This window comes from Enterobacter cloacae complex sp. P13B, from assembly GCF_014895915.1.
Classification (GTDB): Bacteria; Pseudomonadota; Gammaproteobacteria; order Enterobacterales; family Enterobacteriaceae; genus Enterobacter; species Enterobacter bugandensis.
In genome coordinates this window covers 1-18,290 of record NZ_JADBQN010000022.1, presented here as the reverse complement: position 1 = coordinate 18,290, position 18,290 = coordinate 1, and the positions used below count along the sequence as shown (strand labels likewise).

Here is an 18,290-nt window from a genome sequence, read left to right as displayed (position 1 = left end):
GAGGCCTTTCTGTACCTGATACATGGACAAATTATGAAAAGAATCATCACCGTACTGATCGTGTCGTCTGTGTCCTGCCCGGTATTCGCCGGGGCATATGTTGAAACCCGTGAAGCCTACAATACGGCCTCTGAACTGCACGAAGTGATCCTGCGTGCCGGCTATAACTTCGATATGGGCGCGGGGTTGATGTTCACCAACGCCTACAACGTGGGGAGATGGGATGAGCTCAAGCACAGCTATAACGAAATAGAGGGGTGGTATCCCCTTTTTAAGCCGACCGACAAACTCACCTTCCAGCCGGGCGGGTTGATCAACGACAGCAGCGCCGGGTCCGGTGGCGCGGTCTATTTAGATACCAACTATAAATTCACGGACGGGTTTAATCTGACGTTCCGCTATCGCTATAACCATAACAATTACGATACGCCGGACTATAACGGGCAGATGGATAAGAACGACACGCACGAATTCGCCAATTACTGGAATTTCAAGGTGACGGATGCGTTTTTCTATACCTTTGAGCCGCACTTTTTCCAGCGGATAAATGACTATCACAGCAAAAATGGCAAAGACCATCACTGGGAAATTACCAACAAGTTCAGCTATAAGATCGACAGAAACTGGCTGCCGTACCTCGAACTGCAGTGGCTGGACAGATGGAATGATTACAACCGCGAGCAGTACAGGATCCGCCTGGGGTTACGTTATTCGTTCTAATAAAAAAGCCGCTGATTTCTCAGCGGCTTTTTTTACTACGGATTGACCGTATTAGTCTTCTTTCGCACCGCGCATAGCACGTTTACGATCGTTCTCGGTCAGGTGACGTTTACGGATACGAATTGACTGTGGAGTCACTTCTACCAGTTCGTCATCATCGATGAACTCCAGAGCCTGCTCCAGGGTCATCTTGATCGGTGGAACCAGAACCGTTGCTTCGTCAGTACCGGACGCACGCATGTTGGTCAGCTTCTTACCGGTCAGGCAGTTTACCGTCAGGTCGTTAGAACGGCTGTGAATACCGATGATCTGGCCTTCGTAAACTTCAGCACCGTGACCCAGGAACAGCTTACCGCGATCCTGCAGACCGAACAGCGCAAACGCAACCGCTTTACCCTGACCGTTGGAGATCAGTACGCCGTTGTTACGCTGGCCCACTTCGCCCGGACGAACGTCGTCGTAGTGGCTGAAGGTGGAGTACAGCAGGCCGGTACCGGAGGTCATGGTCATGAACTCAGAACGGAAGCCGATCAGGCCACGGCTTGGGATCACGTAGTCGAGACGTACGCGGCCTTTGCCATCTGGATTCATGTTTTTCAGGTCGCCTTTACGCTCGCCCAGTGCCTGCATCACAGAACCCTGGTGCTGCTCTTCTACGTCCAGCGTTACGTTTTCGAACGGCTCTTGTTTACGGCCATCGATTTCACGGAAGATTACTTTCGGACGGGAAACCGCCATCTCGAAACCTTCACGACGCATGTTTTCGATCAGAACAGACAGGTGCAGCTCACCACGACCGGAAACGCGGAATGCATCAGCGTCTTCGGTTTCTTCAACGCGCAGCGCAACGTTGTGCACCAGCTCTTTGTTCAGACGGTCAAGGATCTGACGAGAGGTAACGAACTTACCTTCTTTACCACAGAACGGAGAGGTGTTGACGTTGAAGAACATGGATACGGTTGGTTCATCAACGGACAGGGCTGGCAGCGCTTCGACGTTCTGCGGATCGCAGATGGTGTCGGAGATGTTCAGTTCACCCAGACCGGTGATCGCGATGATGTCGCCCGCTTCAGCGATGTCGCTCTCGATACGCTCAAGACCCAGGTGAGTCAGGACTTTACCGACTTTACCGTTACGGGTTTTGCCTTCGCTATCGATGATAGTGACCTGCTGGTTAGGCTTCACTTTACCGCGCTTGATACGGCCAATGCCGATTACGCCAACGTAGTTGTTGTAGTCGAGCTGGGAGATCTGCATCTGCAGGGTGCCTTCCAGGTCAACGTTTGGCGCAGGAACACGGTCAACAATCGCCTGATACAGCGGGGTCATGTCTTCAGCCATGTCTTCGTGGTCCAGACCTGCGATACCGTTCAGCGCAGAGGCGTAAACGATAGGGAAGTCCAGCTGCTCGTCGGTCGCGTCGAGGTTAACGAACAGGTCGAAGACCTGGTCAACAACCCAGTCAGGACGCGCGCCAGGGCGGTCAACTTTGTTGATAACAACGATTGGCTTCAGACCATGGGCAAAAGCTTTTTTGGTCACGAAGCGCGTCTGTGGCATTGGGCCATCCATTGCGTCAACGACCAGCAGAACGGAGTCTACCATGGACATTACACGTTCAACTTCACCACCGAAGTCGGCGTGCCCTGGGGTATCAACGATGTTGATACGGTAGTCATTCCATTTAATCGCGGTGTTTTTCGCGAGGATGGTAATCCCACGCTCTTTCTCCAAATCGTTGGAGTCCATCACGCGTTCTTGGGTTTCGGCACGCGCATCAAACGTACCGGATTGCTGCAGCAGCTTATCAACCAGGGTAGTTTTACCATGGTCAACGTGCGCGATGATGGCGATGTTACGCAAATTTTCGATCACAACTTTGCCTCAGGCATTTAGAAATAGCGCGTTATTGTACACGGATTAATCGCACTACAAAACAGGATCACAAACATCCCCCGCAAACAAGTATTGCAGAGATGCTTTGTGATCGCTTTCACGGAGCGGTAAAAGGGCACTTTAACGTAAATTGCACCAATATGGTGCTTAATGTTCACATTGAAGCACTATACTGGTGCAACAAATCCATCATGGTGCAGCCCTTTTGCACTATGGTGCGCATGATAACGCCTTTTTGGGGTGTTTTAAAAGTTGGCACAGATTTCGCTTTATAAAAAATACATGGCAACAGCCAGTACCAACAGAAATTGAAGACCTCGTTACCACGACGACAATGACCAATCTGGAGAGTTAAGTATGTCCGCTGAACACGTTTTGACGATGCTGAACGAACATGAAGTGAAGTTTGTTGATCTGCGCTTCACCGATACCAAAGGTAAAGAACAGCACGTCACAATCCCTGCTCATCAGGTGAACGCCGAATTCTTTGAAGAAGGCAAAATGTTTGACGGCTCCTCCATTGGTGGCTGGAAAGGCATTAACGAATCCGACATGGTTCTGATGCCAGACGCAACCACTGCGGTCATTGATCCGTTCTTCGAAGAACCAACCCTGATCATCCGCTGCGATATCCTTGAGCCAGGCACGCTGCAGGGCTACGACCGCGACCCACGTTCTATCGCTAAACGCGCTGAAGAGTACCTGCGTTCTACCGGCATCGCGGACACCGTTCTGTTCGGGCCAGAGCCAGAGTTCTTCCTGTTCGACGACATCCGCTTCGGTGCCTCTATTTCTGGCTCCCACGTGGCTATCGACGACATCGAAGGCGCATGGAACTCTTCCACCAAATACGAAGGTGGTAACAAAGGTCACCGTCCTGGTGTGAAAGGCGGTTACTTCCCGGTTCCTCCGGTCGACTCTGCGCAGGACATCCGTTCCACCATGTGCCTGGTGATGGAAGAGATGGGCCTGGTTGTTGAAGCGCACCACCACGAAGTGGCGACTGCGGGTCAGAACGAAGTGGCAACCCGCTTCAACACCATGACCAAAAAAGCGGACGAAATTCAGATCTACAAATACGTTGTGCACAACGTTGCGCACCGTTTCGGTAAAACCGCGACCTTCATGCCAAAACCAATGTTTGGCGACAACGGTTCCGGTATGCACTGCCACATGTCTCTGTCCAAGAACGGTACCAACCTGTTCTCTGGCGACAAATATGCCGGTCTGTCCGAGCAGGCGCTGTATTACATCGGTGGTGTTATCAAACACGCTAAAGCGATCAACGCCCTGGCGAACCCAACCACTAACTCCTACAAGCGTCTGGTCCCGGGCTACGAAGCGCCAGTCATGCTGGCTTACTCTGCGCGTAACCGTTCTGCTTCCATCCGTATCCCGGTGGTGGCGTCTCCGAAAGCGCGTCGTATCGAAGTGCGCTTCCCGGACCCAGCGGCTAACCCATACCTGTGCTTCGCAGCGCTGCTGATGGCCGGTCTGGACGGTATCAAGAACAAGATCCACCCAGGCGAAGCGATGGACAAAAACCTGTACGACCTGCCGCCAGAAGAAGCGAAAGAGATCCCACAGGTTGCTGGCTCTCTGGAAGAAGCCCTGCAGGCGCTGGATGCAGACCGCGAGTTCCTGACTGCGGGTGGCGTATTCACTGACGACGCTATCGATGCTTACATCGCCCTGCGTACTGAAGAGAACGACCGCGTGCGTATGACTCCGCATCCGGTTGAGTTCGAACTGTACTACAGCGTTTAATTTAGTTGTTTTACCCGGCGTCAAAAGCGCCGGGGGTAGTTGCCGTGGAAACTTTTAGCCCATCTCCGGATGGGCTTTTTTCTCCACCAACAACCTGATCTCACGCGCTTTTTACGCCGAAACCGCTATACTGCACTAAAACAGTGCAACGACTCCAGGAGACTGCTGAATGGCAACTGGCACGCTGCCCGATGCTGGGCAGATCCTCAATTCTTTGATTAACAGCATCCTGCTGGTCGACGACGAGCTGGCCGTCCATTACGCCAACCCGGCGGCGCAACAGCTGCTCGCCCAGAGTTCACGCAAACTGTTTGGCACCCCGCTTCCTGAGTTGTTGAGTTATTTCTCGCTGAATATTGGCCTGATGCAGGAGAGTTTGCAGGCCGGTCAGGGGTTCACCGATAACGAAGTCACGCTGGTGATCGACGGGCGCTCACATATTCTTTCCCTTACCGCGCAGCGTTTGCCGGAAGGACTGATCCTGCTGGAAATGGCGCCGATGGATAATCAGCGTCGCCTGAGCCAGGAGCAGCTTCAGCATGCGCAGCAAATTGCCGCCCGTGACCTGGTGCGCGGTCTGGCGCATGAAATCAAAAACCCGCTGGGTGGGTTACGCGGCGCGGCGCAGCTTCTGACCAAGGCGCTGCCCGATCCCGCGCTGGCGGAGTACACCAACGTCATCATTGAGCAGGCGGACCGCCTGCGTAACCTGGTCGATCGCCTGCTCGGGCCGCAGCAGCCGGGTATGCACGTTTCAGAAAGCATTCATAAAGTCGCTGAACGGGTGGTGAAGCTCGTCTCCATGGAGCTGCCGGAGAACGTCACGCTGGTGCGTGATTACGACCCAAGCCTGCCGGAACTGGCGCATGACCCGGACCAGATTGAGCAGGTTCTGCTGAATATTGTGCGCAATGCCCTGCAGGCGCTGGGGCCGGAAGGCGGCGAGATTATTTTACGCACCCGCACCGCCTTCCAGCTCACGCTGCACGGCGTGCGCTATCGTCTGGCGGCACGCATCGACGTTGAGGATAACGGGCCTGGCATTCCTTCTCATCTGCAGGACACCCTGTTCTACCCAATGGTAAGCGGGCGCGAAGGCGGTACGGGACTGGGCTTATCTATCGCCCGCAGCTTGATCGATCAGCACTCCGGAAAAATTGAATTTACCAGTTGGCCGGGACATACCGAGTTTTCGGTTTTCCTGCCGATTAAAAAATAAAGGTGACGTTTATGCAACGAGGGATAGTCTGGGTAGTCGATGACGATAGCTCCATCCGTTGGGTGCTTGAACGCGCGCTCACAGGGGCAGGTTTAAGCTGCACGACGTTTGAGAGCGGCAGCGAGGTGCTCGACGCACTCACCACCAAAACGCCGGACGTTCTGCTGTCGGATATTCGCATGCCGGGCATGGACGGGCTGGCGCTGTTAAAGCAGATCAAACAGCGCCATCCTATGCTTCCGGTCATCATAATGACGGCTCATTCCGACCTGGATGCCGCGGTGAGCGCCTATCAGCAAGGGGCGTTCGATTATCTGCCCAAACCGTTCGATATCGACGAAGCGGTGGCGCTGGTTGAGCGCGCGATTAGCCACTACCAGGAGCAACAACAGCCACGCCACGCACCCGATTTTGGGCCAACCACCGACATCATCGGCGAAGCGCCGGCGATGCAGGACGTGTTTCGCATTATTGGCCGTCTGTCCCGCTCGTCCATCAGCGTGTTGATTAACGGGGAATCGGGTACAGGTAAAGAGCTGGTGGCGCATGCGTTACATCGCCACAGCCCGCGGGCAAAAGCGCCGTTTATCGCCCTCAATATGGCGGCGATCCCGAAGGATTTGATTGAGTCCGAGCTGTTCGGCCACGAAAAAGGGGCGTTTACCGGCGCGAATACCATTCGCCAGGGGCGCTTTGAGCAGGCTGACGGCGGCACGCTGTTCCTGGACGAGATCGGCGATATGCCGCTGGACGTTCAAACTCGCCTGCTGCGCGTGCTGGCCGACGGGCAGTTTTACCGCGTGGGCGGCTATGCGCCGGTGAAGGTGGACGTGCGTATTATCGCCGCGACGCATCAGAACCTGGAGCTGCGCGTGCAGGAGGGCAAATTCCGTGAGGATTTATTTCATCGTCTGAACGTGATCCGCGTCCACCTGCCGCCGCTGCGCGAGCGTCGGGAAGATATCCCGCGCCTGGCGCGTCATTTCCTGCAGGTGGCGGCCCGCGAGCTGGGCGTGGAAGCCAAGCAGCTTCACCCGGAAACCGATGCCGCCCTCACCCGTCTGGCGTGGCCGGGCAACGTACGCCAGCTGGAAAACACCTGCCGCTGGCTGACCGTGATGGCCGCCGGACAGGAAGTGTTGATTCAGGATCTCCCTGCCGAACTGTTTGAGGCCACCGCGCCCGAAAGCAGCACCGGGCACGCGCTGCCGGACAGCTGGGCAACGCTGCTGGCGCAGTGGGCCGACCGCGCGCTGCGTTCCGGTCATCAAAACCTGCTGTCTGAGGCTCAGCCAGAGATGGAGCGTACGCTGTTGACCACCGCGCTTCGTCATACGCAGGGCCATAAGCAGGAAGCCGCGCGCCTGCTGGGATGGGGACGTAATACCCTGACGCGTAAGCTGAAAGAGCTGGGAATGGAGTGATCGTACGCCGCTGTGTAAAGGTTATTAATTGAGCGCAAATTGCCGTTATTTTGCGCTTTACTGTTCCGATGAGTTTTGTATGATCGTGCCCGGAAATTGGGGGAACCATCATGCTGGGATCATTAGTGACTTTACTGTCGAGCGGAGCAGCTGAAAGCCACACGCCGCAAACCGCTGTTGCTGCGGTATTATGTGCGGCGCTGGTTGGGCTGTTTAGCTAGCAGGTTGAAATGTAAAAGCCGGGTAGCGGCTTCGCCTTACCCGGCTTTGCGCCTTAAATCACCCGTGAAAACTGCTGCATACGCGCCTTCTGGCGCAGATACGCGTCAAAGCACATGCAGATATTACGGATCAACAGACGCCCTTTCGGCGTGACCTCAATCGCGTTCTCCGACACATCCACCAGCCCGTCTTTCGCCAGCGGCGCAATCAGCTTCAGGTCTTCCGCAAAATATTCGCTGAATGTCAGATCCCACTGTGCTTCCACGTCGCTAAAGTCGAGACGGAAGTTGCAGATAAGCGCCTTAATCACATCACGACGAATGCAGTCGTCTCGGGTCAGCGCGATGCCGCGCCATAGCGCGTTGCCGGTTGCATCAACCTGCTGGTAGTAGAGCTTCAGCTCTTTCTGGTTCTGCGCGTAGCAGTCACCGATCATGCTGATGGCGGAGACACCCATACCGAGCAGATCGGTATCGCCCTGAGTGGTATAACCCTGGAAGTTACGGTGCAGTACGCCTTCGCGCTGGGCAATCGCCAGCTCGTCATCCGGACGAGCAAAGTGATCCATGCCGATAAATTGATAGCCGCTCTCCGTCAGAGAGGTGATAGTTTCCTGCAGGATATCCAGCTTCTGCTGGGCAGAAGGCAGATCCGCATCTTTGATTTTACGCTGGGCGGCGAATAGCGTCGGCAGGTGCGCGTAGTTAAAGACGCTCAGGCGGTCCGGGCTAAGTTCAGCCACGCGCTTCAGCGTGAAGGCGAAGCTCTCAGGCGTCTGCTTTGGCAGGCCGTAAATCAGGTCGATGTTGGTCGAGGTAAAGCCGATGTCACGCGCGTGGTTGAGTAAGGCGAAGATAAATTCCTCGTCCTGCTCGCGGTTGACCAGACGCTGCACCTCTTTATTGAAATCCTGCACGCCCATGCTCAGACGATTAAAGCCTTCGGCGCGTAAGTGATCCAGTACATCCAGCTCAATTTCACGCGGATCGACTTCGATCGAGATTTCGGCGTCGTCGTTAAAATTGAAATTTCCGCGCAGCAGCGTCATCAGGCGGCTTATTTGCGCCTTATTGAGATACGTTGGCGTGCCGCCCCCCCAGTGAAGCTGGCTGACGTGACGACCTTTAAACAGCGGCGCACGATGCACAATTTCCTGTTCGAGCGCATCGAGGTATTGGTCGGCTTTATGCTGCTGACGGGTCACGATTTTATTGCAGCCGCAGAAGTAGCAGAGCTTGTGGCAGAACGGAATATGGACGTAGAGCGACAGCGGACGCTCTGGATAGCGCGCGACGGCCTGCTGAAAATCCTCCTCGCCGAAGGCATCGGAGAACTCTAGCGCGGTGGGGTATGAGGTATAACGCGGCCCGGAATAGTTATACTTCTGGATTAGGGCCAAATCCCAGTCGATAGTTGGTGCTGACATGCTCACTCCTTCCGTTGGTGTCGCGTTCGTATACGGCGGCCCGTTCTGGCCCCATCGCGGGCCATCATTCGGGTGCGCAGCCACTTCTGTCGCCGCGACAACCGCCGTAGTTTAACGAATAACCACACCAGATAACATATAACCGGAAGGGTTATAAGCAGGACTATCGTGCCTGCCGGGTGCAAATGTTAGTTTCCACCTTTCAGAAGACGCATCATATCTTCCTGCTTTTCTTCTTCCTCTTCGTCGTCTTCGTCATCGTAAGACAGACCCAGCTTCTGCATTAGCTCATCAATGCGGTCCAGTTTGGCATCTACCCATGACTGCTCTTCGGCGGTCAGGGTTTCACCCTCTTCAAGACGTTCCAGCAGCGCGTCCAGGCGCTCATCGTTCTCCAGCATATCCAGCTCAGCCTGCGGTGAAAGCATAGGTTTCTCGCTCTTTGGTTTGTGCTGCTTAGTGACCGGGGTGTCTGTCACGCCCAGTGGAATGGGAGTTTTACTGCCGATACGAGGGTCTTTCTGCTGTTTGCCTTTTGCAGAGGCGCCCGTTGCACCAACGCCGTTGGCACGGCTACCCGCAGCATGACCGCGATGTTTTTTGTCGCGTTTGCGATCGCGCGCTTCCTGGTTCAGTTCTTCGCGCGTTTTGCGGCGTGCTTTTGCAGGGCGTTTCGCGCCCGCAGCGGAGGTTGGTTTTTTCATGATGTTTTATCTTAAAGTCGTTTTCTTCAGTATAGAATTGCGGCGAAATCTAGCAGAAAGCAAGCAAAGAAAAAAGGCGACAGAGCAATCTGTCGCCTTTTTTCCTGACTCACAACCCTTAACGGGTCAGACATTCCATGTTTACCAACAACACACCCTGTTTATCCTTTGGCTGATACCGTCCGTGTATGGTTCCATTTCCTGTTAAAACGCCTCCAGGCGCTGGTCGTCCTGACTATCCTGCGTCTTCGCCTCCTGGCGCTCCCGACCCTAATCCTTAAGTTGAATTCCTGTTGGCTTCCTCGCCCTGACGCATACTTTACCTTGTTCGCTTAAACTGGCAAGCAACGAAACGGTACACAAAGAGATTTTCAGACAATTACCTGGAAATAAGCTTATGATTTAATACAGTTTGCTTTTTTTGATACCTGCGAATTCTCTGAAATATCCCATAGCAACACTAGCCGATCTCTCACACCGATGGGGACATTCGCCTACAGGGCATAGCAATCAGAAAAGCCTTTTGCCCGCATTCGGGTATAATCCCTCCAGATTACGATTTTTGGAGACGACCACGTGACTACCTGGAACTACCAACAGACGCATTTTGTCACCAGTGCGCCCGATATTCGCCACCTGCCTTCTGATACAGGTATTGAAGTGGCATTTGCTGGCCGCTCCAATGCGGGGAAATCCAGCGCCCTGAATACGCTGACCAATCAGAAGAACCTGGCGCGTACCTCAAAAACACCTGGCCGTACCCAGCTGATTAACCTCTTTGAAGTGGCTGAAGGCAAACGCCTCGTAGACTTGCCGGGATACGGTTATGCGCAGGTGCCTGAAGAGATGAAGATCAAGTGGCAGCGTGCGCTGGGCGAATACCTGGAAAAACGCATGTGCCTGAAAGGTCTGGTGGTGCTGATGGATATTCGTCACCCGCTAAAAGATCTCGATCAGCAGATGATCGACTGGGCCGTAGCAAGCGATATTGCCGTGCTGGTGCTGCTGACGAAAGCCGACAAGCTGGCAAGCGGCGCGCGTAAAGCGCAGGTGAATATGGTTCGCGAAGCGGTACTGGCCTTCAATGGCGATGTACAGGTTGAGCCTTTCTCTTCGCTGAAAAAACAGGGCGTGGACAAGTTGCGTCAGAAGCTCGACAGCTGGTTTAACGAGCTGGAACCCGCAACGGAAGCGGAAGCAGAGTAATACCGAGCGCGGCGATGTCCGCGCTTTTTTTTGACCAAACTTTTCTTTGCCGCAATAAAAAACGCCCCAGTCATTACTGACTGGGGCGGCTAAAATATTCAGCCAAATCCGATTACGTGAAGTAAAAGGTCTGAAAGATAGAACATCTTACCTCTGTACCCTACGTCGATAACTCTACCCCTTTTTGTGCTGCAGAAAAAGCACTTTTTGTAGTTTTTTTTCATTCTTTACATAGGGAATTCTAAAGATCGTCACAAAACGCGCTTTCTTATGTTGCAAACTTACATAAACAGCGCGTTATGCGAAGAACCTTTAGTGAGCCTGATCCCAGTTTTCACCACTTCCCACTTCCACCAGCAACGGCACGTCCAGCGTCATGCTGCTTTCCATGAGTTCGTGGATCTTTTTCGACACAATATCGAGATCGTCTTTGTGCACTTCAAATACCAGTTCATCGTGTACCTGCATGATCATTTTCACGCGCGGCTTCTCTTTCTCCAGCCAGGCATCAACGGCGATCATTGCGCGCTTGATGATGTCCGCTGCGGTACCCTGCATCGGAGCGTTGATCGCCGCACGCTCTGCGCCAGCGCGGCGCGCCGCGTTGCTGGATTTGATGTCCGGGAGATAGAGACGACGGCCATCCAGGGTTTCAACGTAACCTTTCTCTTTCGCCTGCGCGCGGGTGCGTTCCATATATTCCAGAACACCCGGATAACGCTCGAAGTAAAGATCCATATACTTCTGCGACTCTTTGCGCGGAATGTTTAGCTGGCGTGAAAGGCCAAACGCGCTCATGCCGTAAATTAGACCGAAGTTGATCGCTTTTGCACTGCGGCGCTGTTCGTTGGTCACGTTGTCCAGCGGTAAACCAAAGACCTCCGCCGCGGTCGCCCGGTGGATGTCTTTTCCTTCCGCAAATGCCGTCAGCAGACCTTTATCGCGGGACAGGTGCGCCATAATGCGCAGTTCAATTTGAGAGTAGTCAGCCGAGACAATTAGGTAGTCATCAGGTGCTATAAAGGCCTGACGAATGCGGCGCCCTTCCTCATTACGCACCGGAATGTTCTGCAAGTTAGGATCGGTTGACGAGAGACGCCCGGTTGCCGCTACCGCCTGATGATACGACGTGTGCACACGGCCTGTTTTCGGGTTGATCATCAGCGGAAGTTTATCCGTGTAGGTAGACTTCAGCTTTGCGAGACCGCGGTACTCCAGGATCACTTTTGGCAGTGGGTAGTCCAACGCCAGCTCTTCCAGCACCTCTTCAGAGGTTGACGGCGCGCCGCCAGGGGTTTTCTTCAGCGGCTTGATGCCCTGCTTTTCAAACAGGATAGTTTGCAGCTGTTTCGGTGAAGAGAGGTTAAACGGCTCGCCGGCAAGGTCGTGCGCTTTTTGCTCGAGCTCGGTCAAACGCTGCGCGAGCTCGCCAGAGTGGTTATGCAGCACCGTTGGATCGATCTTAACGCCATTGCGTTCGATACGGGACAGCACGGGCACCAGCGGCATTTCAATATGCTGGAATACGTTCAGCGGACCTTCGTGCTTCTGCAGTTTTGGCCACATCTTCAGATGCAGTTGCAGCGTGACGTCGGCATCTTCCGCCGCGTAGCGCCCTGCTTCTTCGAGAGCAATCTGGTTAAAGGTGAGCTGATTTTTCCCTTTACCGGCAATCTCTTCAAAGGTAATGGTTTTGTGCTTGAGCCAGCGGTCAGATAAGGAATCCATATCATGACGGCCCGCCACGCTGTCCAGAATGTAGGATTCGAGCATAGTGTCAAAGGCAATCCCGCGCAGCTCAATGCCGTAGTTCTGCAGAATGCCGCGGTCGTACTTGAGGTTTTGACCAACCTTCAGCGCCTTTTCGTCTTCCAGAATCGGCTTCAGTAGCTCGAGCGCGCGCTCGCGGGAGATCTGCTCCGGCGCATCCAGGTAGTCGTGCGCCACGGGAACGTAGGCGGCAATACCCGGCTCTGTCGCAAAGGACAATCCCACCATATTGGCTGAGATGTTGTCGAGGCTGTCTGTTTCGGTGTCAAAGGCAAAGACCGGCGCTTTTTTCAGTTTCTCGATCCAGGCGATCAGCTGTGACTCTTCCAGAATGGTTTCGTAGTTGTCGAAGGAGAGCGCTGCGGCTTCTTCTTCCGCCTGATCTTCGGCATCAACGACAATCGTCTCTTTCGGCTTAGCAGCAGGTTTGGCCCCTTTAGCCTGCAGCCATTTACCGGCTTCCACGTCAGTGGTCCAGCGCTTGAATTCGTATTTCTTAAACAGGCTCAGCAGGTCGTCAGCGGAAGGCTGTTGCACTTCCAGCTGCTCACAGCCCAGCTCCAGCTCCACATCGGTTTTGATCGTTGCCAGCTTATAGGAGAGATAAGCCACCTCTTTGTTCTCTTCCAGCTTCCCGGCCATGGTTTTTGCGCCACGGAAGGAAAGTCCGGCGATTTTGTCGGATTCCGCGTAGAGCGTGTCCAGACCACCCAGCCCCTGAAGCAGCGCCTGCGCGGTTTTTTCACCGACGCCAGGAACGCCAGGAATGTTATCCGAGGAGTCGCCCATCAACGCGAGAAAGTCGATAATCAGCTCTGGCGGCACGCCATACTTAGTGACCACTTCTTCTGGCCCCAGAATGGTGTTGGTCATGGTGTTGATCAGGGTGATACCTGGCGTCACCAGCTGCGCCATATCTTTATCACCGGTGCTGATCAGCACCGGACGGCCCATTTTTTCAGCTTCACGCGCCAGCGTACCGATGACGTCGTCGGCCTCCACGCCAGAGACGGCCAGCAGCGGCAGGCCCATTGCTTTCACCATGGCGTGCAGCGGCTCAATCTGCGCACGCAGATCGTCAGGCATTGGCGGACGATGGGATTTGTAATGTTCGAACAGCTCATCGCGGAAGGTTTTGCCTTTCGCATCAAAAACGACAGCCGCATGGGTGGGCTGATACTGAAGAATCAGGCTGCGCAGCATGTTCAGCACGCCGTACATCGCGCCGGTAGGTTCCCCTGCGCTATTGGTCAGAGGAGGAAACGCATGGTACGCCCGATACAGGTAAGAAGAGCCGTCGACGAGAATAAGTGGGTTTTCTGGGATCTGAACCATAATGTCCGTGCCTTTAATCAATTTATGCGTAAAGGATGCCACAGAAGGATGAAAACATCAGTTATTCAGGTTCGATACAGGAAAAGATTTTGCGATCGTGAGGATCGCTCGCAAAATTCAAACTGTGGATAAGTTTGTGAATATTTTCACTTCAAATGAAAAACAGATACTAAAAGCAGGCGCGCGTCGAGAATAAATCATTATATATCATAACGTTAACAACTAACACTGCATAAAAATAGCCTGCTGATGGCAATTTAGTCTATGTGGATATAAGTCCTGATTAGCGCACAATATTAGAGAAATCTTCTGCTTCAGGGGAAAAGCCGTCTATTGACGATATGAAAGCGCCATAATTTTGTCACTTTTCTGATAAAATCAGCCCCCGGCGCCGTATCATCGGCCGGTCCATTAAAGCTAACCACCTGAAAAAGCTCATCATGTCGAGATTGCTCACTGCAATAACATTACCGCTAAGCATCATTTTAACTATTCTGGTGACGATTGCGTGTTCTGTGCCAATCATTATCGCCGGGATCGTTAAACTGCTGCTGCCTGTGCCTGCGGTGTGGCGATCCGTCTCTGCGTTTTGTAATTTCATGATGTATTGCTGGTGTGAAGGGCTAGCGATCCTGCTGTGCCTGAATCCGCATCTGAAGTGGGATGTCGAAGGGCTGGAGAGCCTCAACAAAAAGAACTGGTACCTGCTGATTTGCAATCATCACAGCTGGGCGGACATCGTGGTGTTATGCGTGCTTTTTCGCAAACATATCCCGATGAACAAGTACTTCCTGAAGCAGCAGCTCGCCTGGGTGCCCTTTATCGGGCTGGCCTGCTGGGCACTTGATATGCCGTTTATGAAACGCTATTCGCGCAGCTATCTGATTCGTCATCCGGAGCGTCGCGGTAAGGATGTGGAGACCACGCGCCGCTCCTGTGAAAAGTTTCGCGCACATCCAACGACCATCGTGAACTTTGTTGAAGGCTCACGGTTTACGGAAGATAAACGTCAACAAACACGCTCCCCTTATCAGAACCTGCTTCCGCCAAAGGCGGCGGGTATTGCGATGGCGCTTAACGTGCTGGGTGCACAGTTCGATAAACTTCTGAACGTTACGCTCTGCTATCCGGAAAATGACAGGACGCCATTCTTCGATATGCTAAGCGGCAAGCTGACGCGCATTGTTGTTCGGGTGAATTTAGTGCCGATCGATGCCGGGCTGCACGGTGACTACGTTAACGATAAGAATTTTAAACGTGGTTTCCAGCAGTGGCTTAATACGCTCTGGAAAGAGAAAGACGAACAGATAGACAGCATTAAATCTTCATACAAAAACGCCGGTCAGTGACCGGCGTTTTCATATCAACGAAATTACTTCTTCTCAACCAGGTATTTCACGGTGTCAGCATACTGCTGTACGAAAATATCCATGCTGCTGGTGTCCATGCCCTGCATGTTCAGCTGATATTTGCCGTTAACAAACATCGCCGGAACGCCCTGAAGCTGCAGATCAGCGGCCGCTTTTTCCTGCTGAGCAACCAGAGATTTCACTACAAAGCTGTTCCACGCGGCGTCGTACTCTTCACCTTTCACACCGGCATCAACGAACACTTTGCGGATATCCGCAGTGGTCTGAACGGTCTGGGTTTTCTGTACGGCTTCGAACATTGGAGCAGTGATTTTATCTTCCACGCCCAGCGCCATCGCAACCGCCCACGCCTGAGTCAGGTCTTTACCCAACGGGCCCAGGAACTCAACGTGGTACTTGGTCATTTTGGTGCCTTCCGGCAGCTTCTTCTTCACGTTGTCAGAAACATGCAGCACCTCTTCGAATTGATAGCAGTGCGGGCAATAGAATGAGAAGAACTCCAGAACCTGTGGCTCGCCAGCAACCGGCTTTTCCAGCGTGATAAACTGTTTACCGTCGGTAAACTGCGCAGCAGAAGCGCTAAATGCCAGAATCATACCTGCCAGCGCCAGCCAAATTTTTTTCATGATTAACTCTCTCCTGGGTGTGTCCAATTAATACATCGGCGTTAATTGCAGAGGGGGTTCCTGAAGAACCTTAACCTGCTGAGTGAATGTAGATATCTGGCTGCGCCAGTAATCTTCTCCGGTAAGCCACGGGAAATTACGAGGAAATGCGGGGTCGTCCCAACGCCTGATTAACCATGCGAGATAATAAACAAAACGCATCGCACGTAAAGGCTCCATCAGGGCAATTTCGTCTGAATTAAACGGGCTAAATTCTTCATAGGCTTCAATAATCGTTTCAAGCTGCATACGCTGCTCGGCTTTGTCGCCATTGAGCAGCATCCACAGATCCTGAACCGCTGGTCCCATGCGCGCATCGTCGAGATCGACAAACAGCGGTCCATCGCGCCAGAGAATATTTCCGGCGTGACAATCGCCATGCAGGCGCAGAACGGAAATATCATCACGCCAGCAGGTTTTCACCGCAGCAATAAGCTTATCAGTGGCGTTGAGGAAATCATCCTTTAACGCAGCGGGGATCAGCGCAGACGTTTCGAATATCTGACGTGGTTCGGTGAGATATTCGTGAATCCCGATCGTTGGTCGGGCAGTGAACGCTGTTTTACGTCCCGTCTGATGAATGCGTCCCAGATAGCGGGCAACCCACTCCATTTGATCGATATTATCCGCTTCAAACTGGCGGCCACCCAGACTGGGAAATACGGCGTAGTAAAACCCTTCATGCGTGAGCAGCGTTTGGTTATTGAACTTTATCGGCGCGGCAATGGGGACGTCATCAACCAGCAGATCGTGAGCAAACTGGTGCTCCTCCTGAATTTGCTGTGCAGACCAACGTTCAGGGCGATAGAACTTTACGACGAAGCGCTGACGATCCTCGTCCTGAAATTGATAGACGCGGTTTTCGTAGCTGTTTAACGGAGTTAGCCCGGAATCCACACGAATACCCTGTTCAAACAGGGCATCCATAATGGTATCCGGGTGTAGTGTCTGGAAAGTAAAAGCCTGGTCGTTCATCCGATCATCCGGAAATTATACGAATGATTCAGGATATCATCTTGTAGCGATTTCGGTGGCTCCGCTTACAAGCTTTTACTCTTTAATTACGCCTCGGGCGCGCAGCAATGCAGTTTTAAAATCTTCCTCATAATCCTTCTGAATACCAGGAATAACAGCATCTTTGGCTGAGTCGCGCATTTTGAGGTGGTAGATCAGGATGTCGTCAGAAAGGTCTGCCAGATCGCCGTCAAAACCTGACTCTTTTGCCAGTTTCTGTAAGAATTGCATCAGATTCAGCTCTGGCTCTTTTTGCCAGGCTGGCTGGAGGAGTTCAATGACTTCATTCAGACGTTTACATTTCATGGTGGTGCTCCTTTCATTTAGAGTGACACGTTAGCAGGGTCAATCCCACAATAAAAGAGGCGATATTCGTGAATCTTAGCCTGGAAATCACTGGGGTCGTTCTGGCAGGCGGCAGAGCTACGCGGATGGGCGGGGAAGATAAAGGACTACAGCTCCTGAAAGGCAAGCCCTTATGGCAGCATGTCGCTGATACGCTTGTCGATCAGGTATCGGCAATGGCGCTGAGCGCAAATCGCCATATCGATATTTACCAGCGCAGCGGGTTTCCCGTTTATCAGGATAATCTCGCAGATTTTCCGGGGCCGCTGGCAGGTATGCTTTCGGTGATGCAGCAGTCGCAGGGAGAGTGGTTTCTCTTTTGTTCGTGTGATACGCCATTTATACCCACCTGCCTGGTGGAACGGATGGTGCAACAGCGAGGTGATTCACCCGTGGTCTGGGTGCATGACGGCGAGCGCGACCACCCAACTATCGCGCTCATTAACCGATCCTTGATTCCTGCTATGAGCGACTATCTGGCTTTCGGAGAACGAAGAGTGATGGTGTTTATGCGTAAGGTCGGCGGACATGCTGTTGATTTTAGCGACATGAAAACATCGTTCGTGAATGTGAACACAATAGAAGATTTACAGGCCATGCAGGAGAAGAGATGAACGCTGTTTTAGCCATTTCCGCCTGGAGTGGGACAGGAAAAACCACGTTGCTGAAAAAACTGATACCCGCGCTGTGCGCCCGCGGTATTCGTCCAGGCTTGATTAAGCATACTCACCATAATATGGATGTCGATAAGCCGGGCAAAGATAGCTATGAACTGCGCAAAGCGGGTGCCGCGCAGACAATAATAGCAAGCAACCAGCGTTGGGCATTGATGACAGAAACGCCGGATGAGGCACCGCTGGATCTCGCGTATCTGGTGAGCCGGATGGATCATTCCACGCTGGATCTGGTGCTGGTTGAGGGATTTAAGCATGAGGCCGTGCCTAAGATCCTACTGTTCAGAAGCGATGCCGGGCACGATATCAGCGAGTTAACGCTGGATGAGCATGTGATTGCGGTGGCCAGCGATGTTGCTCTCGATATTGAGGTTCCGGTGCTGGATTTAAATGATGAGGATGGGATTGCTAAGTTTATTGTGAAGTGGTGTGCGGTCTGACTTGCCGGGTGGCGGCTTCGCCTTACCCGGCCTACGGTTTGTGCAGCGCAGAAACGCAAAAAGGCCATCCTTTCGGATGGCCTCTTCACTTAA

Annotated in this window: 16 protein-coding genes; 9 read left to right on the top strand and 7 right to left on the bottom strand. The window is 53.1% G+C overall.

From position 1 onward, the window contains the following. Positions 1–33: 33 nt before the first annotated feature. On the top strand, positions 34–720 hold the full coding sequence (gene ompL, locus IM273_RS10980; RefSeq protein WP_045260222.1) for a porin OmpL: 687 nt from the start codon (positions 34–36) through the stop codon (positions 718–720). A gap of 51 nt (positions 721–771) precedes the next feature. Here ompL and typA read toward each other — a convergent pair whose 3' ends face one another. Then, entirely contained in the window at positions 772–2,595 is a 1,824-nt protein-coding gene (typA, locus tag IM273_RS10975) for a ribosome-dependent GTPase TypA (protein WP_028014891.1), read from the bottom strand. A gap of 378 nt (positions 2,596–2,973) precedes the next feature. On the opposite strand from typA, the gene glnA reads away from it, so the two are divergent. The 4 genes from glnA (at position 2,974) to IM273_RS10955 (ending at position 7,247) form a co-directional block, all read left to right on the top strand. Then, on the top strand, positions 2,974–4,383 hold the full coding sequence (gene glnA, locus IM273_RS10970) for a glutamate--ammonia ligase (RefSeq protein ID WP_008501856.1): 1,410 nt from the start codon (positions 2,974–2,976) through the stop codon (positions 4,381–4,383). Between the two features lie 169 nt (positions 4,384–4,552). Continuing rightward, complete coding sequence (glnL, locus tag IM273_RS10965; protein ID WP_014172250.1) at positions 4,553–5,602, top strand: nitrogen regulation protein NR(II); 1,050 nt, start codon at positions 4,553–4,555, stop codon at positions 5,600–5,602. A gap of 11 nt (positions 5,603–5,613) precedes the next feature. Further along, positions 5,614–7,026 (top strand): nitrogen regulation protein NR(I), encoded by a 1,413-nt coding sequence (glnG, locus tag IM273_RS10960; protein ID WP_028014893.1) that lies wholly within the window; start codon positions 5,614–5,616, stop codon positions 7,024–7,026. Between the two features lie 110 nt (positions 7,027–7,136). Further along, a complete protein-coding gene (locus IM273_RS10955) occupies positions 7,137–7,247 on the top strand; it encodes a YshB family small membrane protein (protein ID WP_192987465.1) in 111 nt (36 codons plus the stop codon). A 53-nt stretch (positions 7,248–7,300) separates the two neighbouring features. Here the strand turns inward: IM273_RS10955 and hemN are convergent, their stop codons facing one another. Both hemN and yihI read right to left on the bottom strand, forming a co-directional pair. Continuing rightward, positions 7,301–8,674: an oxygen-independent coproporphyrinogen III oxidase gene (hemN, locus tag IM273_RS10950; protein WP_048959969.1), complete on the bottom strand. Its 1,374-nt coding sequence runs from the start codon at positions 8,672–8,674 to the stop codon at positions 7,301–7,303. Between the two features lie 188 nt (positions 8,675–8,862). After that, positions 8,863–9,378 (bottom strand): Der GTPase-activating protein YihI, encoded by a 516-nt coding sequence (gene yihI / locus IM273_RS10945; RefSeq protein WP_192987463.1) that lies wholly within the window; start codon positions 9,376–9,378, stop codon positions 8,863–8,865. Between the two features lie 576 nt (positions 9,379–9,954). Here yihI and yihA point away from each other — a divergent pair. After that, positions 9,955–10,584, top strand: coding sequence for a ribosome biogenesis GTP-binding protein YihA/YsxC (gene yihA / locus IM273_RS10940; protein ID WP_116343734.1), 630 nt, complete (start codon positions 9,955–9,957; stop codon positions 10,582–10,584). Positions 10,585–10,896: 312 nt separating this feature from the next. Here the strand turns inward: yihA and polA are convergent, their stop codons facing one another. Next, positions 10,897–13,689 carry a DNA polymerase I gene (gene polA / locus IM273_RS10935; protein WP_193051037.1) on the bottom strand — a complete coding sequence of 931 codons (2,793 nt, stop codon included), beginning with the start codon at positions 13,687–13,689 and terminating at the stop codon, positions 10,897–10,899. A 440-nt stretch (positions 13,690–14,129) separates the two neighbouring features. Between polA and IM273_RS10930 the strand changes: the two genes are divergently transcribed. Continuing rightward, positions 14,130–15,038, top strand: coding sequence for an acyltransferase (locus IM273_RS10930; RefSeq protein WP_047366772.1), 909 nt, complete (start codon positions 14,130–14,132; stop codon positions 15,036–15,038). A 23-nt stretch (positions 15,039–15,061) separates the two neighbouring features. Here IM273_RS10930 and dsbA read toward each other — a convergent pair whose 3' ends face one another. The 3 genes from dsbA to IM273_RS10915 all read right to left on the bottom strand — a co-directional run bounded on the left by dsbA (position 15,062) and on the right by IM273_RS10915 (position 17,044). Continuing rightward, entirely contained in the window at positions 15,062–15,685 is a 624-nt protein-coding gene (gene dsbA / locus IM273_RS10925; RefSeq protein WP_028014899.1) for a thiol:disulfide interchange protein DsbA, read from the bottom strand. Between the two features lie 27 nt (positions 15,686–15,712). Continuing rightward, a complete protein-coding gene (locus tag IM273_RS10920; RefSeq protein ID WP_193051039.1) occupies positions 15,713–16,699 on the bottom strand; it encodes a serine/threonine protein kinase in 987 nt (328 codons plus the stop codon). A 75-nt stretch (positions 16,700–16,774) separates the two neighbouring features. Next, complete coding sequence (locus IM273_RS10915; RefSeq protein ID WP_008501866.1) at positions 16,775–17,044, bottom strand: YihD family protein; 270 nt, start codon at positions 17,042–17,044, stop codon at positions 16,775–16,777. A gap of 68 nt (positions 17,045–17,112) precedes the next feature. Between IM273_RS10915 and mobA the strand changes: the two genes are divergently transcribed. Next, positions 17,113–17,697: a molybdenum cofactor guanylyltransferase MobA gene (gene mobA, locus IM273_RS10910; RefSeq protein WP_193051041.1), complete on the top strand. Its 585-nt coding sequence runs from the start codon at positions 17,113–17,115 to the stop codon at positions 17,695–17,697. Beyond that, entirely contained in the window at positions 17,694–18,197 is a 504-nt protein-coding gene (gene mobB, locus IM273_RS10905; protein ID WP_193051043.1) for a molybdopterin-guanine dinucleotide biosynthesis protein MobB, read from the top strand. Before mobA ends, mobB begins: the two co-directional genes overlap by 4 nt. Positions 18,198–18,290 lie beyond the last annotated feature (93 nt).